The organism is Cytobacillus sp. T106 (assembly GCF_040492155.1).
Taxonomy (GTDB): Bacteria; Bacillota; Bacilli; order Bacillales; family Cytobacillaceae; genus Bacillus_AB; species Bacillus_AB infantis.
Map to the genome: position 1 here is coordinate 169,893 of NZ_JBEUMK010000008.1, position 22,476 is coordinate 192,368.

Consider the following 22,476-nt stretch of genomic DNA (forward strand, 5'->3'; position numbering starts at 1 on the left):
TGCTTCTTTCATTCTCAGTACTCCGCATACTGGTTTTTGACACTATAAGGGGAGGGATAGTAATATAATCATAGGTATATAGTAATTTTTTCCTGATAATAATAGACTAGGACAGGTGGACATCATTGTGAATAGCTACATTATTTCTGCGGCCGCCATGGTGCTGCTGGCTTTTATCTTTTTTTCTTCCGTTTTCCTGGGAAGCAGATATATCTATCAAAAACAAAAGTACTCCCAAACATTGCTTCTTCCGCTATCCAGCTCCTTTTATGTATGGCTGCAACTGATGACCTTATTAAGCATTTACGGATTTATCGAACCTGCAGATGCATTCACACTGAATAGCCTGGCGATTTTTCTGTGCCAGTTCGCTGTTTATATGGTTCTTTTTCAATTTGCTGGAGTTAAAGATGACCGGGAAATGTCGCTCAAGAATCTGGTGCTGTGTGTTTTCTTTGTTGGATTGACAATTGGCATAGATGTTTATTTTGTCAGAAAAATAAATCCTTCATTAGTTGTCAGCACTGAGCATATTCTCATTGCCAGCTTATTCTTCATTATTTCATTGTTCCTATGCTTCCGGTTTGTGCAGCAGATTTATATTGATAAAGTATTCAATAAGCAAAAAGTGCCTTTCTGGTTTCTCTCCTTTGGGGCGCTGCTGCTAGCTTATACATTTGTAGGGAGCACCATTGAGATTATCAGGAGTTTGAACAGCAGCGGGGATAACAGCTTATTTTTTACAGAAGTGCTCTCCATCCTGCTGCTCCTCGGTGTGACGACAGTTTACGGGGAGAAGCAGTATAACCGGAAAGAACAGGAATTGGTTGAAAGCAATAAACACCTTAATCACCTTGCCTACCACGATACATTGACGGGGCTTCCGAACAGGAGAAAGGTCATGCAGTCGATTGAGGAGTGGATGGCAGAGGATATCCAGTTTGCGGTTGTTTTTATCGATCTGGATCATTTCAAGCATGTCAATGATCTTCTCGGCCATAATATCGGTGATGATCTGCTCAAAAAAATTGCATCCAGGCTGAAAGAGAATTGTGGCAGCGAGGATATTGTGGGCAGGCTTGGCGGTGATGAGTTCATCATTTTGAAGCCAGTTAAGGAAAATCTGCAGCTGGATGATTTTTCAGCAGATCTGATTGAAAAGGTTGTAGAGCCTGTCCAGATTCTTGAACACGAGATCGTGATTACAACAAGCATCGGGATAGCCTTATATCCAACGCATGGGAAAGATGTTAATGACATCATGAAAAAGGCGGATATAGCTATGTACAATTCCAAAGATAAAGGGAGAAATACATATTTTATCTTTACGCTTGAGCTGGATGAGAGCATCATCCGCAAGATGACGTTAAAAGAAGATTTAAAGCATGCACTGGTGCGGGATGAATTGGAGGTACACTTTCAGCCGAAGATCAGAGTATCCGATCAATCAGTGAATGGATTTGAAGCGCTTCTGAGATGGAAGCATCCTTCAATCGGCTTTATTCCCCCGGCTGAATTTATCCCGATAGCTGAGGAATCAGGCTCCATATCCGAGATAGGGAGCTGGGTCCTGCGGCAGGCGTGCAGAGAAATTTCCGCTATTAACGAAAAATATGGCAGGCAATATATCATTTCTGTGAATTTCTCGATCAAGCAGCTCCTGCAAAAAGATATTGTGGAAACTGTCTCGGGCATCTTAAACGAAACCGGCCTGGATCCGAAGTTTCTTGAGCTTGAAATAACAGAAAGGGTGGCCATGAATGATGCCTATTCGGCAGGGGATGCTTTTATGCAGCTGCTTGACCTTGGGCTGATGCTGAGCGTCGATGATTTCGGGACAGGATATAATTCGCTGAGCAACCTCCAGGAGCTGCAGATCCAGCGGCTTAAAATAGACAAAACCTTTATTCAGCAGATGGAAAGTGATGAACATAATAAAGCTTTGGTCGCTTCCATTGTATCGATGGGCAAGCATCTTGGCATGCAAATCACTGCCGAGGGCGTTGAAACCCCGGAGCAGCTGTCATTCCTGATGGAAATCGGATGTGATGAGGCGCAGGGCTTCTACTTCTCCAGGCCAAAGCCGATTGAGCAGATTATGAATACAATCAATGCCGGCAGCAAAGCAATAGCCGGAAAGGAGCAGTAATGAATATTCTATGGGACTTTGACGGTACACTTTTTGATACATATCCCGCTTATACACGGATTCTGAAGGATGTGCTGGGAGAAGAGGCAGAACATGAAGAGATCCTGTCTCAATTAAAGATTTCTTTTACCCATGCCTTTACCCATTACAACCTGAAGGAAGAGCAGATTTCCTATATAAGAAAGATGGCAAGAAGTCTGAAGCCGCAGGATCTTCAGCCATTTCCAGGAGTGAAGGATGTGCTGAAAAGGGCCGGGTGCAATGTCATCATGACACATAAAGAGAGGGAGGATGTGCTGGCCATCCTGGAGCATCACAATATGTCCTCTTTATTTGCCGATCTTGTCGCCGGAGATGATGGATATCCCAGGAAGCCGCATAAAGCTTCTTATGAATATCTGCATGGCAAAAACAGCATTGATCTTGCCATCGGTGACAGGGAACTCGATATTCTTCCGGCGAAGGAGCTGGGCATCAGGACCTGCCTTTTCCAGAATACTACACCTGGCGCGGATTATTATTTGCCGCGTTATGAAGATTTTGAGACTGTTATTGGATGGGAAGCATTTAAATGAAAACAGAAAGCAGGCAGCATAGCTGCCTGCTTTCTATTTCATTAGATTATAATTCTAGAGCTTCAAAAGAGCTGTCTTTGCTGTTCATTACCCTGACGTCTGTCGGCTGTATTTCAAGGACGATATAATTCGGGTCATTCGGACCGTCGAACCATGGCTTTAAATGATCATTCCAGACCTTTTCCTTGAGCTCTTCAGAAGCATTTACAGAGGCCCTTCCTTCGATCTCGAGATAAGCATCTCCCAGCCCTTCGCCATCATATCCGATAAGTATATGCACATTCGGATTTTCTTCAATTTCTTCCGTTTTATCGGTCTCTTTGCTTGTTGCAGTATAAAGCTTCAGCTCATCATTGAAAAATGTCATATAGCGTGTATGCGGCTTATTGCTTTTTACAGTCGCAAGCGTTCCTATTTTATTATCTTCCAAGATTTTAAGCACTTTTTCTTTCACATCATTATTAGTCATAAGAATCCCCTCCTATTTTATCTTTATCAATCGTTTCGAAGTCTGCATTATACTTTTCTTCACTGGAGGAATTATCTTTCGTGTTCCTCCCCATCTTCTCCTCGTGCTGCTCCTGCTTTAAGTCCTCAAGAGGAATGGTATCAACATTCTGCTCTTCCTTGAATTTATCGTAGATGCTTTCTTTGTCGGTTTTAAATTGTTCAGGGTTGTCCATATCCTGCTGTTCGTATTTTCCGTCTTTTTCGCCTGCCATGCGAAATCACCTCTTATACGAGATTATTTTTGGTTCTTTTCTGTTTTGGAGCCTTCTCTTTGCGGTTCGATATCTTTGTTGTGTTCTTTCTTCTTTTCCTGTTCAATTGAGTCATTGTCCTGGTGTTTATTTGTTTCAGCCATGAATATAACCTCCTTGATGATTGTGTAATAGTACATTACCCTTTTTCAGAAGTGAAAAACCGGGAGGAGAATTTCAATGTGCAGCTGACGGAAGGGGGAGGGGTGCAAAATGATATATTTCCTCAGAACGAACAGGCTGATTTTTTTTCAGTAGCAATAAAAAATGCCCGCTGCATATGCAGCGGGCATTTTCACTATATACGTCCCAGAAGAGATTCGAACTCCCGACCTACAGTTTAGGAAACTGTTGCTCTATCCTGCTGAGCTACTGGGACAACGTTATTTATTATATAACCTTTTTCTCTGTTGGTCAATAATGATCGAAAAAAAATCCTGTTTTTTTTGAAAGGCTTTTTCTGCATGAATTTTCCTTGCAGTGGGACAATAGTGGATATTTCTTAAGTAGGTTGGTGAAGAGATGTTCAAGGGCGGCAATAAAAGGGAAGAGCTCCTCCGTTTTTTAAAGGAGAAGGCTGGCCATGCATCAGATACAGCCGTTCAGGAGCTAAAAGGGGCGAGTTTTTCTGTCTATTTATTTTATATAAAAAGTATATGCGATACTGACAAAATCCAGGAGCAGCTTGTAAAGCCTTTTTTCCAGCTGCAGGATGAAACAGGATATAAAAAATATATTTGTTCACTGTCCGGTATCAGTGAGCTTGAGGACAGAGGGCAGGCTCTGAAGGGTTTGATGAGGGGCTCGGCGATCCTCTTATTCAGGGAAACTTTTTATGTTCTGCAGCTAAAGAAATATATAAGCCAGGGAGTCAAGGATGCAACAGTCGAAACAACCATCCAGGGACCACAGACTGCATTGAGCGAAGACCTGGGTACAAATCTAAATATCATCCGCCACCGCTATCATAAGACAAGCCTGACGGTGGAAGAAAATGAAATAGGTTCTGTTTCCGGGCTGGGCCTTCTGCTTCTCTATGACAAGGAAAAGATTGAGGCAGACATCCTGCAGGGGGTAAAAGATAAAATAGAAAGCATCAAAGCTTCACAGAAAATCGTCCAGTCAGCAGGGGAAATCCATAGAATGCTGACGCCGCGGGAAAAAACGCTCTTTCCTGTGTTCATGATCACTGAGAGGACTGATCGCATAGCCCTTAATCTTGCACAGGGAAAGATAGTCATCCTTATTGAAGGATCTCCTTTCGGCCTGATTCTGCCGGCCGTTTTTTTCGACTTTATGAGCTCTATGGAAGACCTGTATCAGCCTTATTGGGTTTCTAGATTTCTGATCACCCTGCGGTATCTGGGCCTGTTTATAAGTCTGCTGCTCCCTGGACTTTACGTGGCCATTACTTCTTATAACCCTGAAGTCTTCCAGGTCCAGCTTGCACTGGGAATTGCGGGGAGCCGGTCATCAGTCCCTTATCCCTCCTATCTGGAGGTGCTGTTCATGCTGATTATGATGGAGCTGCTGACAGAAGCATCCATCAGGCTCCCTAAATCGATCGGCTCGACAGCAACGACGGTTGGAGGATTGATTCTGGGACAGGCTGCAACGGAGGCAGGGCTGGTGTCCAACATCATGATTATCATCGTCTCAGCTGTGGCCATTTCCAATTTTGTGATTCCAATCAATGAAATGAGCTTCTCGATGAGGGTCATGAAATATGTCATCCTTCTTTTGGCTGCCATGACCGGCATGATTGGCCTGGTGATTGGCCTGATGGGCCTGCTTCTATTCCTCGTACGATTGGACAGCTTCGGAAAGCCGTATCTGAAAATGTTTTTTGGCGAAGGCAGCAAACAGTAGAAGCGAGGAGGTCCGAATGACTAGCCGTTATTTTTATTATCTGATTTTGTTAAATATGCTTGCCAATATCATCGTTTTTGTTCCAAAGATGCTGATTGAGGAACGTACTGGCGGAGCGGTGATGTCCATGGCGGTTGCTTTGCCTCTTGGCGTGATCGGAGCTTATTTCTTTTCAAGGGCAATGGGCAGATTTGAAGGAAAAAGTCTGCCGCAGATTCTAAAGAACTCTTTCATCCCCGGCTGGGCAGGGAAGCCGCTTATCCTATATCTGGCCGTCATTTGGCTGGCATCTGGCCTGATCACACTTTACGCTTTTACGGACATTACAGAAAGATTTATCAATCCTGACATGGAGAAATGGCAGATAGCGCTTTTCTTTCTGCTATTTGTTGTATGGGCGGCTTCTTCTAAGCCAGAAAAGGTGCTGTACCTCCTGGAAATCATCCTCATTCTGAACGGGCCGCTTGCTGTGCTGCTTCTTGTTAAAATTTATCTCAGCGGATCGCTGAGCTGGCTGGACATTAAAGAGGGAGCGACACACCTGTGGCAAATGCCGACCTGGAAGTCAGTATCTGCTGCAACATATGTCTTTTCCGGATACGCAAATTTAGTCATCTTCAATGTAGTCATGAAGGGGAAGGTAAAGCCGCGCTTCTTTCTGCTGACCCTGCCTGCAGGAGCAGCAGTGCTAGCAACCACGTACTTCGTTCCAATTGGCACTTTTGGGTTTGAAGGAGTGGGCGATCTGGAATATCCCTGGCTGTCGAGTGCTGATGCAGTCAGAATGGAGCTAGCCTTTGTTGAAAGGGCATTCTACATTTTCATCCTGATCTACATAGGAATCTCGCTGATGAATGTTGTGGTTCACTGGCATGTAGCCCAGGCACTGGTTAAAAGTGTCTTCCTGCTTAAAATGCATAAGAATAAAACTAAACTGGGTGCACTTTCAACAAATTTTCCGCTGATGCTGTTTGCTGCATTGTTTTTTATTGGCGTTTTTCTTGTCAATGAAGAGAATATGTCTGTCTTTACAATATGGTGGATGAACATCCGCATGCCGAGCGAGTACATTATGGTTGTCCTGTTTATATTGCTCTCCAGGAGGAAAAACAAATGAAGAAATGGCTGCTGCCGGCTGTTTTCGTTCTCTTAGTGTTTGTTGGAGGCTGCGGATTCAAGGATATAGATAATCGGTTTTTTGTTGTGACAATGGGAATAGATAAGTCCGAGGAAGGAGGGGATCTGATCAAAGTATCATTGAAGCTTGCCATCCCCACGGCAGACACAAGGTCGGATGACAGCCGCTTTGTGGTTGTAACAGAAACTTCTGAAACGATATCAGAGGCGATAAGAATCATCAAATCAAGAGTCGATAAGGAACTTGACTTTGGGCATCTGAAGGTGATCCTGCTTGGTGACCAATTGACAGATGCCAGCATCAAAAGGGAAATGGATTGGTTCTACAGAAGAAGGGACATTCAGAAAATAGCCTGGATAGCGATTGGCAAGCCGACTGCTGAAGAGGTGATGAAAATTAAGCCCCCTTCTGAAAGGCTGGCATCCAATACACTTTTTCTCTCCTTTGATCTGCAGGGTTCTGAGTCTCCTTATACCATTTCCAAGTATTTGTTCCAGTTTTACAGGGAAAGCAAGAGCAAGGGGATCAGCCCGGTGCTCCCGGTGGTCAAAGTGAAAAACGGCCTCCTTGAAATCAACCAGGCTGATATATTTATGAATCATAAACGTGTACTAAGGCTTTCAAAGAACGAGACAAAAACTTTTAATGCCCTCAAGCACGAATTTGAAAAACAGCAGATTACTGTTAAAGAGAAGGATAAATTTTTCGTGGTTTCCATCGACAATTATAAATCTGATATAAAGATTGCTGAATCTGGAAATGAAGCTGCCGTGGAAGTAGGCATTTCAGTTAAAGGTACGATCGAAGAGTCAAGAAGCGATCTATCGGAGAAGGAGCTTGAGGTTTATAATCAGCTTCTTGAGAAGGAGATTGAACGGATAGTGAAAGACTTGCTGAAAAAGTTTCAGGAGAAGTCTCTAGATCCTATGGGGTTTGGGCTTGCTTACAGAGCCAGCCATGTTGAGAAGGATGAGTGGGAAAGATGGAATGAAATTTATCCTGATATCGACATTAAAGTAAAAGCAGATTCGAAAATCATGGGTACGGGGATCATTGAATAGTTTGGCATGTTCGGGCGCAAGTAAAGGGGCTATGGCAGGAGTCTTTTCTTAAAAATTTGGTAAATTTTATAAGGCGAGGATAAGAAATGGTTAAGAGAGGTAAAAAACCTGCAAATCCTATTTTATTTCTTTTTTAATTTTGTAAGATAAGCTTGTAACCGGTTCATTAAAAAAGAGGAGGAATAAAAGATGAAAAAATGGTTTTTGATGCTGTTTGCTGCTCTATCACTATCAATGGCAGTTACAGGATGCAGCGGTACAGAAGATGAAGATACTGATACAGACACAGAGCAGAATGAAGATGCAGATACAGAAACCGAAGAAGGCACTGAGGAAGAATCTGAATAAGGCAAACAGGCTGCCCCGCGGAGGCAGCTTTTATTTTTTGAAGGTGAATCCCATGAAAGACTTTTGGAGACGATATTCTATTATGCAGGCAATATAAAAGGAGTGGTCTCATGGGAAACAAGCCGGCAATCTCATCTTCTGAATTAGGTACTTTATGGATGACATATCAGCAAAAGTCAATGATAATTCATATGCTGCCGTATTTTATTAAAAATGCCGGGGATCCGGAAGGAAAGGAACTGCTGCAGTCTTTATTGGTTCAGGTAACCCCTTATAAAGAAAGGATTGAGCGTTTTTTTGAAGAAGATGGTGCAGTCGTCCCTAAAGGTTTTACCTCTCAGGATGTCAATCCCGATGCCCCGGTTCTGTATCAGCCTTATTTTGATATTCATTTTTTGAGGCTGATGAAGGAAATCAGCATGGGGCTGCATACGCTCCATCTCAGCATGGCGTACAGAGAGGATATCATCACCTTATACAGAAACCTTTCACAGATTACACAGGAATTTTATCAGCACTTTACGCAGTTCCTGCTCAAGAAGGGTCTGCTGCCGCGTCCGCCTTCCGTTACAATGCCCAAGGATGTCGAAATGGCCGAGGGAACTGGGTATATGAAGGGAAACGACCTTTTTGGCAACAAAAGATCCCTGAACACAGTTGAAGTCGCGCATCTATATCATGCCATTGAGAGCAATGTGACCGGGATGCAAATGATCACTGGATTTGCACAGACTGCAAAGAAGCAGGAAGTGAGGGAGTACTTCAATAAAGGAAAAGACCTCTCCCAGAAAATCATTGTTGAATTTGGGCAGAAGCTGACAGATAGCGATATACAGGTCCCATCCACTTCGGCAGGGTATCCGACCTCTTCGACTGAAGGCCCTTTCACTGATAAGCTCATGCTGTATTGCACCAGCCTTTTGTGCAGCTTCGGACTTGGAAGCAATGCGATAGGAACTGCCTTTAGTCTCCGAAATGACCTGCCTTTGAAAATGGCAGCCCTGGCCAAGGATATCTATACATATGGACATGATGGAGGAAGAATCATGGCCAAGAATGGATGGATGGAGGAGCCGCCGCAGATGGAAGACCGCAATACATTGATCTGAATGAAAACGGCCCCTGCAAAGGGCTGTTTTTTTATTTTGTAAAATTTTAATGGATACGGTTTCATATAGGTTCGTACAGGGGTATAGAAGCTTGGGATTTAATGAAAAAACTGGAAGGGTGAGGTTCAGGCAGGGGTCAAAGAAGGGTCTTAAAAATCATTATCACTTCAAAAACATGACGGGAAAAGGTGAAAGAATGCAGACTGGGGATTTATTGATCATTGGAGGCAACGAAGAGAAGTGCAATGAAGTTGAGATTCTGAAGAAATTTGTGGAGATTTCGGCTGCAAGGACAGGCCCGATCGGGGTCCTGCCTACTGCATCCCGGATCCCTGATGAAGTGAGCCGTGAATATATAGAGGTTCTGAACAGGCTTGGAGCTGGTGAAGTGATCTGCCTTGACATCTCTTCACGGGCTGACGCGGATTCGGAGGAAATTGCCCGGAGGATAGAGAGCCTTGCAGCTGTTTTTATCACTGGCGGCGACCAGGGCAGGCTGGCAGAACTGATTCTTGGTTCAAAGGTATACGAAGCATTACATAACAGCTGGAAAAAGGGGATGCCCATTGCCGGGACGAGTGCAGGCGCCTCCATTATGGGGAAAGTTATGATCGTGTCGTCCCAGACAAAAGCGGCAGATGATGTCCTGCAGGTAGAATTGGGAGAAGGCTTCGGTTTTCTCCAAAACCTGGTCATCGATCAGCACTTCTCCCAAAGGGCCCGGTTTGGCAGGCTTTTGGGAGCCATTGCGGAAAACACAGATTTGATGGGGATAGGCATTGATGAAAATACGGCCATCCTCGTCAGAAATGGACAGTTTGAAGTCTTCGGCGAGCATCAGGTGTTCGTCTTTGATGGAAAGGAAGGGGAGTTCGTCAATTCCGCTGTTTCAAGCAACGGAAGCGAGGAACTGACGCTGTCTGATTTTAAGCTGCACACTTTGACCGGCGGATACAGATTTGATTTGGGCAATAGAAAATTACTTCTTAATGGGGAAGAGGGACAAAGATGAACGTAAAGCGCATACGATATTTGCAGGGTCCTAATTATTTCAGCTATAAACCGATGATGTGGGTGGAAATCGATCTGGAAGAGCTGGAGTTCCAGCCCACCAATAAGCTTCCCTTTTTCGCTGACATTCTGCTGGAGGCCATTCCGTCACTCGGGGAGCATACCTGCTCAAGGGGATACAAAGGCGCTTTTGCAGAGCGCCTCCGCGAGGGGACATGGATGGGCCATGTACTGGAGCATATAGCCCTTGAGCTTCAGTCCCTGGCAGGCATCGAAGTGAAGTATGGAAAAACAATCACAAGCGGGAAAAAGGGCATCTATTTTATTGCCTTTGAATACAAAGAGCCGGAATCAGGTTTGTACGCCTTTCAGTCAGCAAAAGAGATTGCTGAAAAAATCCTCAGGGGCGAGGAAGGCTTTTCGGTAAAACACTATGTTGAGAAGATCGCCGACTTATTTTACAAGAATAAGCTTGGCCCGAGCACAGAGTCGATTTATCTGGCCGCTGCAGCACGTAAAATTCCTGTTGAACGTGTGGGGAAAAACAGCTTCCTAAGGCTTGGGACAGGCTCTAAACAAAAATATGTACAGGCAACCATTACGAGCCAGACCTCTTATTTGGCTGTCGAGGCCTCCTGTGATAAGGAAATGACCAAGGAAATGCTTCGTGGAACCGGCATTCCTGTACCAGAAGGGGAAGTGGCCGAAACATTGGAAGGGATAACTGAAGCTGCAGTGAGGGTCGGCTTCCCGCTTGTAATCAAGCCCCTTCATGGAAGGCAGGGGCAGGGTGTGGCAACAGGCATCAGCAGCTGGGATGAGCTGAATGCTGTGCAGAAATGCCTCAATGAGGAAGACAAGCCGTATATTGTTGAAAGGCATTATGAAGGAAGCGACTACCGCCTCTTTGTAGTTGACAACCAATTGCGGGCTGCAAGTTTAAGAGTGCCTCCTTTTATCATCGGAAACGGCAAAGATACGATTCAGCAGCTGATCGATAAAGAGAATGAAAATCCGCTGAGAGGAAACGGCCATGAAAAGCCTATGACCAAAATTCCAATGGCTGAGGCGCTGGACTGCTTCCTTGAAAAAATGGATTTGAATAAGAGCTATGTACTTGAAAAAGGAAGGGTTCTGCCGGTAGCAGGAAATGCAAACCTTTCCACCGGAGGACAGGCGATCGATGTTACCGATGAAGTACATCCATCCGTCAGGAAAATGGCTGAAGCGGCTGCAGCTTCGATTGGCCTTGATGTCGCCGGAGTCGATATCATTTCACAGGATATCGCAAAGCCATTGGATCCGCGTGATACCTGTGTACTGGAGGTCAATGCTGCCCCTGGGATCCGGATGCATCTTTACCCTGGAAAAGGAAAGAGCAGAAACGCCGGTGCTGACATTGTTGACTATTTGTTTTCCAGCAGGGAAGAAGCAGCGATCCCGGTAATCGCTGTAACAGGAACGAACGGGAAAACCACAACCTCAAGGCTCGTCAAGCATTTCATCGAAAAGGAAGGTACGACTGTCGGCCTTACCAGCTCAGATGGCGTCTATGTCGGTGAACAGTGCATCGATACAGGGGACTGCTCAGGGCCGATTTCGGCAAGGAAGATATTAAGCCATCCTAAAGTCGATATAGCGGTGCTTGAGTCTGCCAGGGGAGGAATCCTTAGAGAAGGGCTTGCCTTCCGCCATTGTGATATAGGCATTGTCACCAATGTTTCTGAAGATCACCTCGGACTTGATGGGATTGAGGATTTCGCCCAGCTGGTAAAATTAAAGAGGCTTATACCGGAAGTAGTCATTGAAGGGGGCTATTGCATCTTGAATGCCGATGATCCGGAGACTTTAAAAATGGCGTCTTACACGAAAGGGAAAGTCATTTATACATCACTGAATGAAGAGAGCGAGGGTTCCCAAAGGGCTCTGGAGAAGGGCGAGCCTCTTTGGTATCTGGACAGCATGGGACAGATTGTATACGCGGAAGCAGGCATCAAAGCGGAATTCCTGCCTGCTGCTGATGTACCTGTTACAATCAATGGCAGGGCGAAGCACAATATAGCCAATCTGCTTCAGGCACTGGCTGCGGCGGCTGCGCAAGGAGTAAGTCTTGAAACACTCAAGGAAAAGGCTTTATCGTTTACACCTGACTCCAGGAATTCCCGTGGAAGGTTCAATGCTTTCCTTGTTCAAGGGCGGGAAATCATCATTGATTATGCCCATAATGCTGCAGGGCTGTCTGCTGTTTTTGGTACGGCCGCAGATACAAAAAACAAAAGGCTGATTACCATCCTTTCAGCCCCGGGAGACCGGTCGGATTCCGATATTGCCAGGATGGCAGAAATTTCAGCGGGATATTCAGATTTAATCATCATAAAGGAAGATAAAGACCTGAGAGGAAGACTGCCCCTTGAAACTGCCTCTCTTTTGAAAGCAGCTGCTTCCACGGTTATTGACAGCCAGTCAGTGTTCGTACACCCTGATGAACTGGAAGCTTACCAGAAAGCCTGGTCATTGTCCCAGGAGGGAGATACACTCCTGTTTTTATATGAAGACTTTGAGGTGGCGTCCTCTTTTATTGAAGATCTTAAGAAACATGAACAAGCCCTGCAGGGGGATTGACAGGACAGAGTGGCCTGCCATCTTAAAGATGGCAGGCTTTTCTGCGGAAAGAGGCCAAAACTCAGGGCATTTTAAAGAGCACTCTGCCATAAGGTATAGGGAAGCCGTACTTGGAAAGGAGTTTTCTATGATACAGCTGCCCGTATTTCCAGGCCTGTCCGCCGATATGCTGCCAGAAACCCAAAGGGCTATATGGCAAGCTTTAGATAGAAGCCCGGAGACATTTTATTATTCAAATGCCGGTGAGCTATTGTTTGAGCTGGAAACGAGGGAAAAGATCCTGTACTACTCGAGGAAGCTGAGTGAAAGCGGCGCTGTATTTGCCGCCTTTCAAGACTCATTCTTCAATCCGGCATATTGGATAAAAACAAGGGCGGGATATGCCTTAAGGCCGGACGTCCGCCCTTCTGAAGCGGTCAACGATGTTTTTTCCAATGGCAGCAAATATGCTATTGAATGTTCAACGGCCATCGTGCTTATCTTATACAAGGCAGTGCTTGAGTCTATTTCTGTCCGCTACTTCAATCAGCTGTTCCAAAATCTGCTCGTATGGGATTGGAATTATGACAGAGATCTGGGCATTGTTACAAAAATAGGATCAAACTTTATTCCAGGCGACATTGTCTATTTTTATAATCCCGATTTCCGGCATCCGGTCTGGACGGGGGAGAATGCGGTCTATCTGGGCAATGATGCTTATTTTGGGCATGGAATTGGCATCAAGTCAGAGCAGGAAATGGTTGCTGCCCTCAATACACTCAGGAAACCAAATGCCACCAGATCAGCATTCCTTATCTCCCAGCATAGCAGGATCAATTTCCGTTATTTATTTCAATTTGCTAAAAGGATCCAGGGGTTTTAGGCAGGGAGTTTGCCTTAAAATCAGGCATCGAGTGCACTTCAGTCAATCAAGGAGCTCGATAAAATCTGTTACGATGCCGTCAGCAGGAAGCTTCAATGCTTTTCCTGCTTCTTTTTCTGTTCTGATGGTCCAGATAATGGCCTTCATCCCTTTTTGATGTATCCGGTCCAGAAGCTGTCTGCTTGCGATAGTATGCTTTGGATTTATATAGCAGGCATACTTTGCAATCTGTTCAAGCTCCCTTGCGGTCATCCTTTTCGTTTTGTAATTCAGGAGAATCCCGACCGGGATGGAAGGGAGCAGGCTACGAATCTTTTTCATTGAGCTCCTGTCAAAAGATTGGATGATAATGCGGGATCCAGGGCCCTTGTCCAGCTCCCGGCTCTTTAGCTCTTCTGCAATCTGTTCTTCTATACCCGGGTAAAGGGCCGGCTTCTTCAGTTCAATCAGGAGCCCGGCTTTACCGGCATATTTGTCCAGCATTTCAGTGAATGACGGGATGATTTCCCCCGCATATTCCGTTGAATGCCAGCTGCCCGCATCCAGGCTTCTCAGCTCTTTCCATGTCAGGGAAGAAACTTTTCCCTTGCCGTCTGTTGTCCGGTCGACAGTCGAATCATGAATAACCGCAAGTCTACCGTCCTTGGTCCGCTGGACATCAAATTCAAGAAAATCTGCTCCCATTTGAAGCGCATAGTCAAATGATGAGAAGGTATTTTCCGGCCTGGATCCTGCCGCTCCACGGTGTCCGATTTTGAGCTTTGCTGGCAGGCTGCCATGCGCCTCCTGTACTTTTCGATGGACTTTCAGCCTGGCTAAAAGCAGTGTTAATCCATTCCGGTAGCTGCCCAAGCTTTTCATCTCCTTTTACTGGGGAATTGTAACCTCCTGTTTTCTTTTACCCTGACAATCTATCATAATGAACTGCTCCTGTTTCGGCAAATGAAAACTTAATCCCAATCTTCATATATGATCCTGCCGCCAGTCAAATCTATTTCGTTTCGTTCACCTTTATAGTAAAGCTTTCCATTTTCTTTGATCAGCAGTTTTTCATAAGTGTAAATATTCTTGCCTGCAGGCAGTTCAATGACTACCTTTTGACCCAGATCTTTTTTCGGTGATTCTATCTTAATAAGACTGGTAGAATAGTAGAAAATCAGAAGAACTGCTGCAGCCGTCAACAGGATGAGGAAAGGAATCTTCCATCTGATTGTCCGCCTGCCGGTATATCGGTCTGATCTCATGGTATCTGCAACCTCCGCTAAAATATAATGCTTGCCAAGCGAGTAAATTGATTCTAAGTAAAGCCTTTACTAGCGTATGCAGCAGCGGCAGGGCCGATGACAAAAAGAGGCTGTCTGCCAGGCGGCCGCCTGATGTGGGATCTTAGGCCGGATTGACTACTCTGCCTCAGTTTGAACCAGGCACAGCTATAGGGAATGGAATCAATTTTGGTAGATTAGTCTATTTCTGTTTTAGCTGATAGTATGATATGGTAGGTACGGAGCAGGATTACATAATTTTTAAATGGATCCAATCAGATTAGCCGGAGGAAGAATTATGATTTGGGAAACCGTAGATGGAATTAATATATGGAAACTGAGCAGGTATTTCAAGAAGCTTTCTGCTTCTAAGCTGACGCTGGAAGAAAAAGTTCTGAATGATGTTCTGGTCGTTACACTGCCGCTGAAAAAATCAGATGAACCCACTGCTGCTGAAATCAGAAGACAGATTGAAGAGGCTGTCCTGCACTCAGATGGATTTGAAACATTGAAAGTGGCACTCCTGGAAAACTGCAGGCCATCATACAAAGAAATGATGACGAAATATGGGGTCAGAAGATGGCTGGAAATTCCTGTTGAAGAAAATGTTATATATCAATTTTCATTTGAAAATATAAAAGAAACCAGCCAGCATAGTCCTGCCAGCTAACTAAAGGCAACGGAGCTTATGAGCTTGCTGCATGATAGCATGGGAAACCATGCTTTTTTTTATGGGTAATTTTGAGAAAATTGAAACTTTTGCCATGCCCATTCGTAAATAATACAGAAGCTTCCAGTTGGATAGTCAGAGGGGGAGGAAAAGCAAATCATCTATAATTGTGCTAAGTTTTTAGGCCGTTGTATGTTGTGTGCGAGAAGCGGGAGGGAGGTTTGATATTGATATGGAGATCTTCGGGTTGCCGATCCAGACTCTATACTTGTACATTTTGTGTTTTTCAGGCGGAATAATAGTTTTATATATTTTGTTCGGAGATGTTTTGGAGGGAGCCGGTGATATCAGCCCTTTCCTGGACCCCATACTGATTTTTGCTTTTATGACGATTTTTTCGGCAGCCGGCTTCCTGATGGAATATACAACCGGGATGGACAGCATCTTTATCATAGCCATCTCGGCGCCAATCGCTTTTGTTTTGGATGCCGTTTTATATCTTTTTGTGCTGATCCCTTTATCCCAAGCGGAAGAATCACTTGTCTATACAGATGAATCCTTAAGAGGCAGGGTTGGGAAGGTCATTATCCCGATACCTGATGACGGTTTCGGTGAAGTGCTGATTGAAAGTGTCAGCGGGAGGATTGCCAAGTCAGCCCAGAGTTTTAAAGGAGGGCCAATTGAAGAAGGCCAGGAAGTACTCATTATAGAAGTTAATGAAAATGTCCTTCAGGTTGTCAGGCATGAAGGATTATAAACAGGAGGGAACAGAATGGAAATGATTTGGGTGGTAGTTGGTGTTGCAGCTTTTCTTTTAATTGCTCTGCTCGGTGTATTTGTTACTAAGTATAAGACGGCAGGACCTGACGAGGCTCTGATCGTGACAGGCAGCTATCTTGGAAACAAGCGGGTCCACGTGGATGAGTCCGGCAATAAAATTAAGATCATCAGGGGAGGAGGGACCTTCGTCCTTCCGGTATTTCAGCAGGCAGAGCCATTGAGCCTGCTTTCAAGCAAGCTTGAGGTATCAACGCCAGAGGTATACACCGAACAAGGTGTTCCAGTGATGGCCGATGGCACTGCCATCATTAAAATAGGCGGCTCCATCAGCGAGATCGCCACTGCAGCAGAACAGTTCCTTGGAAAATCAAAGGAAGACAGGGAGAACGAGGCAAAGGAAGTGCTCGAAGGACACCTGCGTTCCATCCTTGGTTCAATGACTGTCGAAGAAATTTACAAAAACAGAGATAAATTCTCCCAGGAGGTCCAAAGAGTAGCCTCCCAGGATCTGGCTAAGATGGGCCTTGTGATCGTTTCGTTGACGATCAAAGATGTAAGGGACAAAAACGGCTATCTGGATTCTTTGGGCAAGCCAAGAATTGCTCAGGTCAAAAGGGATGCGGATATTGCAACAGCCGAAGCCGATAAAGAAACGAGGATCAAAAAGGCAGAAGCTGATAAAGACGCCAAAAAGGCAGAGCTGGAGAGGGCAACCGAGATAGCTGAGGCCGAAAAGGAAAATAAGATGAAAATGGCAGATTACCGCAGGGATCAGGATATCGCCAAGGCACGTGCCGACCAGGCTTATGATCTGGAAACAGCCAGGGCCAAACAGGAAGTTACTGAGCATGAAATGCAGATCAGGATCATTGAAAGGCAGAAACAGATCGAGCTGGAGGAAAAAGAAATCCTGAGGCGTGAAAAGCAATACGATTCCGAGGTTAAAAAGAAGGCAGATGCAGACCGTTATGCTGTGGAGCAGGCTGCAGAAGCAGAGAAGCGTAAACAGATTACAGCAGCTGATGCCAATCAGTACCGCATTGAATCGCAAGCAAAGGCAGAAGCCGAGCGGGTCAGGGTTGACGGCCTTGCCAAGGCGGATGCCTTAAGGGCCCAAGGGGAATCTGAAGCCGAAATTATCCGCCTGAAAGGACTTGCAGAAGGAGAGGCCAAGCGGAAAATTGCTGAGGCGTTTGAGCAATTCGGAGAGGCTGCAGTTCTCGATATGGTCCTCAAAATGCTTCCTGAATATGCCAAACAGGTTGCGAGCCCGTTATCCAATATTGATAAAATCACGGTCGTCGATACAGGCGGCGATGGCAAAAGCAGCGGGGCCAACAGGGTTGCTGGCTATGCAACAAATCTAATGAGCACCATGCAGGAAACGCTGAAAGCTTCTTCAGGCATCGATGTGAAAGAACTGCTCGAAAACCTCTCAGGCAAGCATAATGTACGCCAGAGCCTGGATGAACTCACATATGAGCTGAAGGAGGCGGCCCAGAAGAAAGAAGGGGAAAAAGGGACCATCAGCACACCATAAGGTTTCAGGCGCAGGAAGAGCGATTCCTGCGCCTTTCATTTTAATTTTTTTCAATTGCCGGCTTTGGTGACTAATGCCGCCAGTTTTTTTATTTGGCTGTTTCTGCCTCCCTGTTTGTTTGCCTCTGAGGAAATGACCTAAAAATTGTGCGTTAGTCTATTCGCACAATAGCTCATTGCTGAATAGGATATATTGAATCAACTAAAGGAGGTTTTACAAATGTCAGACGGATGCGGATACGGCGGAGGTTTTGCCCTGCTGGTAGTATTGTTCATTTTATTGATTATCATCGGTGCTTCTTGGGGTTATGGCGGAGGCGGCTACGGCTACTAAACGGTACTGACAAAGAATAAAAGGAGGAGATCTTCCAATGGCATACGGATACGGATACGGCGGCTATGGCGGCTGCGGCTACGGAGGCGGCGGCTACGGCGGCGGGTTTGCGCTGATTGTTGTACTATTCATCCTTCTGATCATCGTTGGTGCAGCCTGCTTTAAATGGTAATAAAGTGAAAGGGGGGGACAGGGCATCCTGTCTCTCCTTTTGTATACCGGGTTCTGTACAAGTCCCTCCACATACATTTAAGTGTTTTATCCCCCTGCCTAAAGGGAATGTAAACAAAAACAGTAAATGGAGGAGAGAATGATGGAGCATCAGACTGAGGACAGGGCATACACGCTCGATGAGATTCACGGCCTTCTGGAAAGCGGGCTTCAGCGGGAGCTTAACCCAAAGGAAAACGGCATTGTATCAAAGTGGATTGCTTCTTTTGATAAAGAGGATAGGATCGTTGTACTGAATATGTTCAAAGAGCTGCTGAATAAGCATAAACGGATAGATTGAGCGGGGAGCCTTCATTTGAGAAGGCTTTTTTCTATGTACAGAGAAGAAATCCTTCCGGGCCAGAAATGGAGGGAACTTGGCGGAAATGCCACATGCAAATGATTTAATGACAAATCTTGATTGGCTGTTAAAGAACCTCTATAATCGGAGTATAAACGAATTTCCTATAAGTGGAATCAATGCCCGTATTCCCCTATCTGTTTCAGAGGCTTTGACGGACTCTGCTATTATCCATTTTTTCCCTTGAAGTCCTGTCATCGTTATTGAATATCCAGCGTTCGGCCACAGTGGAGGCCGGCTCATTTCGGCATTAATCAGGAGGAATCAATAAAAATATATGTCTATGAAACAATCAATTAACACTGCCGGAAAAAAATCTTTGGGAAAAGAATTTTATATTGTAGGAATTGGCGCGTCTGCCGGGGGACTGGATGCCATTGAACAGTTCTTTTCGAAAGTACCTGCCGATTCCGGTATGGCGTATATAGTTGTTCAGCATTTATCCTCCAAATATAAAAGCTTTATGCCGGAACTTTTGGCAAAGAAGACCAAAATGAAAATATTGCGAATCAAGGAAGGGATGCAGATCCAGCCTGACACCATCTATCTGAATCCCCCGGATTCCTATACGTCCATTGAAGACGGTACATTCAAGGTGAGCGGATACGAAAAAGACAAACAGCTGCATTTTCCGATAGATGCCTTTCTGATATCCCTCGCTGCGAGCAAAAAGGACAAGGCGGTTTCCATAATCTTTTCAGGAAAAGGAAATGATGGAACGGCTGGAGTTAAAGCGATTAAAGATAATGGCGGAACGGTTATAGTCCAGGATGGACAGTCAGCTAAATTCAATGATATGCCGGAAAGTGCAATTCTTTCAGGCTATGCAGATTATATTGAGGCCCCTTCCAACATGCCCTCTATTCTTAGTTCCTTCAATGAAAGTGTCCTGCCCCGCTACAGCCAGGAAACCTTAGAAGAAATTTTTGGCCTGATAAAAAAGAAAACTGGATTGGACTTCGCATGCTATAAGAAAAACAGCATTATAAGAAGAATTGAACGGCGGATCCTGCAGCTTGAATCCAAGCATCAAAGCGTTGAACAATATCTGGATTTTCTGCAGGCAAACAGCGGAGAGGTTGAACATCTTCAAAAAGACCTGCTGATCGGCGTTACCCACTTTTTCAGGGATGAGGAAGCTTTCAAGATCATTGAGGATGTGATCGTACCGGAAGCCGTCCACCGGAAGGCGGCTGCAAAGGAAGAGCTCAGAATCTGGATTGCCGGCTGTTCCACAGGTCAGGAAGCATACTCCTACGCAATTCTGTTCGACCGCTATGTGCACAGGATGGGCTTAGACCTTAACATTAGGGTCTTTGCAACAGATATAAATAAAGATGCAATAGAGTTTGCCAGACGGGGGATTTATCCCGGCCATCAGACAGAAGGCATACCAAAGGAACTGCTGAAGAATTATTTTGTGAAAAAAGGAGACAGCTGGGAAATCATCAAGCGCATCCGCAGCCATGTCGTCTTTGCTCCACATAATTTGATAAAAGACTCTCCTTTTGTCAACATGGATTTAATCAGCTGCAGGAACGTCATGATTTACTTTCAGCCGGACCTGCAGCGAAAACTGCTGTCGCTCTTTAATTTTGCTTTAACAGAAAAGGGCACACTTGTTCTCGGCCACAGCGAAACAACCGGGAAAATGTCCCATTTCTTCCGTCCTGTCAACAGCAAATGGAATATCTATAAAAATGCGATTTCTGAGAACTGGGTGGTGCAGTCAGAAGGGAGAGTTTCGAAAATGCCGGTTTCGGCAGATCAAGTTGAAAATAGGAGCATTGCGGCAGATTCACTCTCTGCACGCAGGAGGGCGGCTATCCATCAAACCCTTATGGATAATTATGTGCTTCCGTGCATCGTCCTGAATGAAGTCAATGAGGTAATATTCACGTCCCGCCGGGCGAATAAGTATCTGAATTTCCTGAATGAATCCGCGAGCAAAAGCATTTACAAAATGGTCCCTGTCCACCTGTCTGTCATGATTGGGACTGCCCTGAAGAAGTTAGATGGTGAGCGGAGTGAGGTACGATATAAAAACGTCCATTTTGACGTAGATGGCGAGAACCGGTATTTTGATCTGATCGTAAAGAAATTTGCAGCCAACGAATCGCTGGTCATCATCCTTTTTGATGAAGACCAGAATACGAAGGAAAAGAAAACGATGCCACTTTACTTCGATCCGCACAGCACGGTGGCCGAGAGGATAGCAGACCTGGAGCAGGAGCTGTACTATACTCAGCAGACACTCCAGACAACCATTGAGGAGCTTGAGACATCCAATGAAGAACTACAGTCTGCAAATGAAGAGCTTATTGCAGCCAATGAAGAAATGCAGAGCGCCAATGAAGAGATGCATTCGATCAATGAAGAGCTTGTGAATGTAAACAATGAGTATGAACAAAAGATCAAAGAAGTGACCGCCCTTGCCGATGATATGGATAATCTGCTCATCAGCACAAATATAGCAGCGGTATTTCTGGATGCTGAACTGAATATCCGCCTTTTTACACCGGAAGCCAAAAAGGTCATCAATGTCATTGATATGGATGTCGGCAGGCCGTTTTTCCACATCTCGCATAATTTCGAACAGGCATCACTTGTGGAGGATGCTGAAAGAGTCGTCAAATCATTTAGTAAAATTGAGAAAGAGCTCATGTCCAAGGATCATAAATGGTATCTGATGCAGGCATTTCCGTATCGTACAAGTGAGAATGTGATGGACGGGGTTGTCTTTACCTTCAATGATATTACCGAAATAAAACGATTCAACCAGAAGCTCAAACTGACCTCCAATGCCCTTGATCAGAGTCCATCCAGGATCTTGATCATTGATAAATCTGGCAATATTGAATACCATAATAGAGAATTTGCCGAGCATGAGGGAAAGCCTGACAGCTTTGTGGGAAGGAATATTAAAGACCTTTACAGAGATCAAATGGATACAGCTGATTTTGAAGAAATTGAAAATGCCATCATTGCGAAGGAAGTGTGGAAAGGCAGCATGTCCTATCCGCTTGATGGCGGAATCGCCAGGTGGGAGAACGTCTGCTTTTTGCCAATCGAGGACCAGTCCGGAGATGTCAGCAGCTATCTTGGCATCATAGAAGATATTACAGTCCATAAGGCATCCGAGGCTATGCTGCAGAAATCAGAAATGCTGTCTGCAGTAGGGCAGCTTGCTGCAGGAATTGTCCATGAGATCCGCAATCCGCTGACTTCCCTGAAAGGATTTCTGCAGCTGATGATGCAGACTGGCAGCTATAACAAGGAATACACTGAAGTCATGATGTCTGAATTCGGCAGGCTGGAAGCCATCATTGACGAGTTCCTTGTCCTTGCAAAGCCTAAAGCAGCTGTTTATGACCTGGTCAATGTTTCCAAAGTCATCCAGGATGTTTGTGTCCTTCTTGATACACAGGCCATTATGCAGAATATAAGCATCACAGCAGTCCATCAGGATGCACTGCCAAAGATCAGGGGAAATGAAAAAGAGCTGAAGCAAGTTTTCATCAATATGGTGAAAAACGCGATTGAAGCAATGGAAAACGGAGGGACAATCCTGATTGAGACGGGGATGGAAGGAAAAAATCTGCTCGTCAAAATATCCGATCAGGGAAAAGGGATACCCGAGAAGCAGCTTAATAAAATGGGAGAGCCGTTTTACACTACAAAAGAAAAAGGGACAGGCCTGGGAGTCATGGTCAGCTTCAGGATCATTGAGAACCACAAAGGCACTCTCAATTATGCAAGTATTGAAGGGAAAGGGACGACAGCAGAAATCCGTATTCCCTGCATTCAATAAAGGC

The 22,476-nt window shown here is 45.0% G+C and carries 21 protein-coding genes, 1 tRNA gene and 1 pseudogene; 17 read left to right on the top strand and 6 right to left on the bottom strand.

All coding sequences use genetic code 11. The annotated features are described in order from the left end of the window. Nucleotides 1-127 precede the first annotated feature (127 nt). Together ABU165_RS15710 and ABU165_RS15715 are read left to right on the top strand one after the other, a co-directional pair. Nucleotides 128-2,149, top strand: coding sequence for a putative bifunctional diguanylate cyclase/phosphodiesterase (locus tag ABU165_RS15710; protein ID WP_224950070.1), 2,022 nt, complete (start codon nt 128-130; stop codon nt 2,147-2,149). Then, nucleotides 2,149-2,724 carry an HAD-IA family hydrolase gene (locus tag ABU165_RS15715; protein ID WP_009794178.1) on the top strand — a complete coding sequence of 192 codons (576 nt, stop codon included), beginning with the start codon at nt 2,149-2,151 and terminating at the stop codon, nt 2,722-2,724. The genes ABU165_RS15710 and ABU165_RS15715 overlap by 1 nt, the downstream gene beginning before the upstream one ends. 46 nt (nt 2,725-2,770) lie before the next feature. On the opposite strand, the gene ABU165_RS15720 is transcribed toward ABU165_RS15715, so the two are convergent. The 4 genes from ABU165_RS15720 to ABU165_RS15735 form a co-directional block, all read right to left on the bottom strand. Continuing rightward, nucleotides 2,771-3,193: a pyridoxamine 5'-phosphate oxidase family protein gene (locus tag ABU165_RS15720; protein WP_009794179.1), complete on the bottom strand. Its 423-nt coding sequence runs from the start codon at nt 3,191-3,193 to the stop codon at nt 2,771-2,773. Further along, the gene (locus ABU165_RS15725) at nt 3,186-3,446 is read right to left on the bottom strand and encodes a hypothetical protein (protein ID WP_009794180.1); all 261 of its coding nucleotides are present in this window, start codon (nt 3,444-3,446) and stop codon (nt 3,186-3,188) included. The genes ABU165_RS15720 and ABU165_RS15725 overlap by 8 nt, the downstream gene beginning before the upstream one ends. Before the next feature lie 23 nt (nt 3,447-3,469). Then, complete coding sequence (locus ABU165_RS15730) at nt 3,470-3,589, bottom strand: hypothetical protein (RefSeq protein WP_022543627.1); 120 nt, start codon at nt 3,587-3,589, stop codon at nt 3,470-3,472. 201 nt (nt 3,590-3,790) lie between these two features. Beyond that, nucleotides 3,791-3,864, bottom strand: a tRNA-Arg gene (locus ABU165_RS15735). A 143-nt stretch (nt 3,865-4,007) separates the two neighbouring features. Between ABU165_RS15735 and ABU165_RS15740 the strand changes: the two genes are divergently transcribed. From ABU165_RS15740 to ABU165_RS15775, 8 genes are all read left to right on the top strand, one after another. Beyond that, nucleotides 4,008-5,354: a spore germination protein gene (locus tag ABU165_RS15740; RefSeq protein ID WP_318060254.1), complete on the top strand. Its 1,347-nt coding sequence runs from the start codon at nt 4,008-4,010 to the stop codon at nt 5,352-5,354. 16 nt (nt 5,355-5,370) lie between these two features. Next, on the top strand, nt 5,371-6,471 hold the full coding sequence (locus tag ABU165_RS15745; RefSeq protein ID WP_022543628.1) for an SLC5/6 family protein: 1,101 nt from the start codon (nt 5,371-5,373) through the stop codon (nt 6,469-6,471). Then, nucleotides 6,468-7,553 (top strand): Ger(x)C family spore germination protein, encoded by a 1,086-nt coding sequence (locus ABU165_RS15750; protein ID WP_009794185.1) that lies wholly within the window; start codon nt 6,468-6,470, stop codon nt 7,551-7,553. The genes ABU165_RS15745 and ABU165_RS15750 overlap by 4 nt, the downstream gene beginning before the upstream one ends. A gap of 189 nt (nt 7,554-7,742) precedes the next feature. After that, entirely contained in the window at nt 7,743-7,901 is a 159-nt protein-coding gene (locus ABU165_RS15755) for a hypothetical protein (protein WP_009794186.1), read from the top strand. 110 nt (nt 7,902-8,011) lie between these two features. Next, nucleotides 8,012-9,010: a DUF3231 family protein gene (locus ABU165_RS15760; protein WP_009794187.1), complete on the top strand. Its 999-nt coding sequence runs from the start codon at nt 8,012-8,014 to the stop codon at nt 9,008-9,010. Nucleotides 9,011-9,101: 91 nt separating this feature from the next. Then, nucleotides 9,102-10,022, top strand: coding sequence for a cyanophycinase (locus ABU165_RS15765; RefSeq protein ID WP_009794188.1), 921 nt, complete (start codon nt 9,102-9,104; stop codon nt 10,020-10,022). Continuing rightward, on the top strand, nt 10,019-12,643 hold the full coding sequence (gene cphA, locus ABU165_RS15770) for a cyanophycin synthetase (protein WP_094768196.1): 2,625 nt from the start codon (nt 10,019-10,021) through the stop codon (nt 12,641-12,643). Before ABU165_RS15765 ends, cphA begins: the two co-directional genes overlap by 4 nt. Before the next feature lie 127 nt (nt 12,644-12,770). Beyond that, nucleotides 12,771-13,505 carry a protein-glutamine gamma-glutamyltransferase gene (locus tag ABU165_RS15775; RefSeq protein ID WP_318060255.1) on the top strand — a complete coding sequence of 245 codons (735 nt, stop codon included), beginning with the start codon at nt 12,771-12,773 and terminating at the stop codon, nt 13,503-13,505. A 42-nt stretch (nt 13,506-13,547) separates the two neighbouring features. Here the strand turns inward: ABU165_RS15775 and ABU165_RS15780 are convergent, their stop codons facing one another. Next, nucleotides 13,548-14,366 (bottom strand): glycerophosphodiester phosphodiesterase, encoded by an 819-nt coding sequence (locus ABU165_RS15780; RefSeq protein WP_009794192.1) that lies wholly within the window; start codon nt 14,364-14,366, stop codon nt 13,548-13,550. An 89-nt stretch (nt 14,367-14,455) separates the two neighbouring features. Continuing rightward, a complete protein-coding gene (locus tag ABU165_RS15785) occupies nt 14,456-14,749 on the bottom strand; it encodes a hypothetical protein (protein ID WP_009794193.1) in 294 nt (97 codons plus the stop codon). Nucleotides 14,750-15,065: 316 nt separating this feature from the next. Here ABU165_RS15785 and ABU165_RS15790 point away from each other — a divergent pair, with 316 nt between their 5' ends. The 7 genes and pseudogenes from ABU165_RS15790 (at nt 15,066) to ABU165_RS15820 (ending at nt 22,472) form a co-directional block, all read left to right on the top strand. Next, nucleotides 15,066-15,437 (top strand): hypothetical protein, encoded by a 372-nt coding sequence (locus ABU165_RS15790; protein ID WP_022543629.1) that lies wholly within the window; start codon nt 15,066-15,068, stop codon nt 15,435-15,437. Nucleotides 15,438-15,669: 232 nt separating this feature from the next. After that, nucleotides 15,670-16,194 carry an NfeD family membrane protein gene (locus tag ABU165_RS15795; RefSeq protein WP_101550811.1) on the top strand — a complete coding sequence of 175 codons (525 nt, stop codon included), beginning with the start codon at nt 15,670-15,672 and terminating at the stop codon, nt 16,192-16,194. Between the two features lie 15 nt (nt 16,195-16,209). Then, entirely contained in the window at nt 16,210-17,757 is a 1,548-nt protein-coding gene (locus ABU165_RS15800; protein ID WP_318060256.1) for a flotillin lipid rafts scaffold protein FloT, read from the top strand. Between the two features lie 219 nt (nt 17,758-17,976). After that, nucleotides 17,977-18,090 carry a YjcZ family sporulation protein gene (locus ABU165_RS15805; RefSeq protein ID WP_009794198.1) on the top strand — a complete coding sequence of 38 codons (114 nt, stop codon included), beginning with the start codon at nt 17,977-17,979 and terminating at the stop codon, nt 18,088-18,090. An 88-nt stretch (nt 18,091-18,178) separates the two neighbouring features. Next, a pseudogene (locus ABU165_RS15810) lies at nt 18,179-18,262 on the top strand (YjcZ family sporulation protein); the annotation flags it as partial. Between the two features lie 138 nt (nt 18,263-18,400). Beyond that, nucleotides 18,401-18,601: a hypothetical protein gene (locus ABU165_RS15815; RefSeq protein ID WP_035402699.1), complete on the top strand. Its 201-nt coding sequence runs from the start codon at nt 18,401-18,403 to the stop codon at nt 18,599-18,601. Nucleotides 18,602-18,980: 379 nt separating this feature from the next. Next, nucleotides 18,981-22,472 carry a CheR family methyltransferase gene (locus tag ABU165_RS15820; protein WP_318060257.1) on the top strand — a complete coding sequence of 1,164 codons (3,492 nt, stop codon included), beginning with the start codon at nt 18,981-18,983 and terminating at the stop codon, nt 22,470-22,472. The last annotated feature ends 4 nt before the right edge of the window (nt 22,473-22,476 follow it).

What these genes read in the sequence shown, in the direction of transcription:
- ABU165_RS15730 (WP_022543627.1), bottom strand. Translation starts at nt 3,589, where the DNA reads ATGGCTGAAACAAATAAACACCAGGACAATGACTCAATTGAACAGGAA.
- ABU165_RS15775 (WP_318060255.1), top strand. Translation starts at nt 12,771, where the DNA reads ATGATACAGCTGCCCGTATTTCCAGGCCTGTCCGCCGATATGCTGCCA.
- ABU165_RS15745 (WP_022543628.1), top strand. Translation starts at nt 5,371, where the DNA reads ATGACTAGCCGTTATTTTTATTATCTGATTTTGTTAAATATGCTTGCC.
- ABU165_RS15805 (WP_009794198.1), top strand. Translation starts at nt 17,977, where the DNA reads ATGTCAGACGGATGCGGATACGGCGGAGGTTTTGCCCTGCTGGTAGTA.
- ABU165_RS15750 (WP_009794185.1), top strand. Translation starts at nt 6,468, where the DNA reads ATGAAGAAATGGCTGCTGCCGGCTGTTTTCGTTCTCTTAGTGTTTGTT.
- ABU165_RS15715 (WP_009794178.1), top strand. Translation starts at nt 2,149, where the DNA reads ATGAATATTCTATGGGACTTTGACGGTACACTTTTTGATACATATCCC.
- ABU165_RS15785 (WP_009794193.1), bottom strand. Translation starts at nt 14,749, where the DNA reads ATGAGATCAGACCGATATACCGGCAGGCGGACAATCAGATGGAAGATT.
- ABU165_RS15780 (WP_009794192.1), bottom strand. Translation starts at nt 14,366, where the DNA reads ATGAAAAGCTTGGGCAGCTACCGGAATGGATTAACACTGCTTTTAGCC.
- ABU165_RS15815 (WP_035402699.1), top strand. Translation starts at nt 18,401, where the DNA reads ATGATGGAGCATCAGACTGAGGACAGGGCATACACGCTCGATGAGATT.
- ABU165_RS15725 (WP_009794180.1), bottom strand. Translation starts at nt 3,446, where the DNA reads ATGGCAGGCGAAAAAGACGGAAAATACGAACAGCAGGATATGGACAAC.
- ABU165_RS15800 (WP_318060256.1), top strand. Translation starts at nt 16,210, where the DNA reads ATGGAAATGATTTGGGTGGTAGTTGGTGTTGCAGCTTTTCTTTTAATT.
- cphA (WP_094768196.1), top strand. Translation starts at nt 10,019, where the DNA reads ATGAACGTAAAGCGCATACGATATTTGCAGGGTCCTAATTATTTCAGC.
- ABU165_RS15795 (WP_101550811.1), top strand. Translation starts at nt 15,670, where the DNA reads ATGGAGATCTTCGGGTTGCCGATCCAGACTCTATACTTGTACATTTTG.
- ABU165_RS15740 (WP_318060254.1), top strand. Translation starts at nt 4,008, where the DNA reads ATGTTCAAGGGCGGCAATAAAAGGGAAGAGCTCCTCCGTTTTTTAAAG.
- ABU165_RS15760 (WP_009794187.1), top strand. Translation starts at nt 8,012, where the DNA reads ATGGGAAACAAGCCGGCAATCTCATCTTCTGAATTAGGTACTTTATGG.
- ABU165_RS15720 (WP_009794179.1), bottom strand. Translation starts at nt 3,193, where the DNA reads ATGACTAATAATGATGTGAAAGAAAAAGTGCTTAAAATCTTGGAAGAT.
- ABU165_RS15790 (WP_022543629.1), top strand. Translation starts at nt 15,066, where the DNA reads ATGATTTGGGAAACCGTAGATGGAATTAATATATGGAAACTGAGCAGG.
- ABU165_RS15755 (WP_009794186.1), top strand. Translation starts at nt 7,743, where the DNA reads ATGAAAAAATGGTTTTTGATGCTGTTTGCTGCTCTATCACTATCAATG.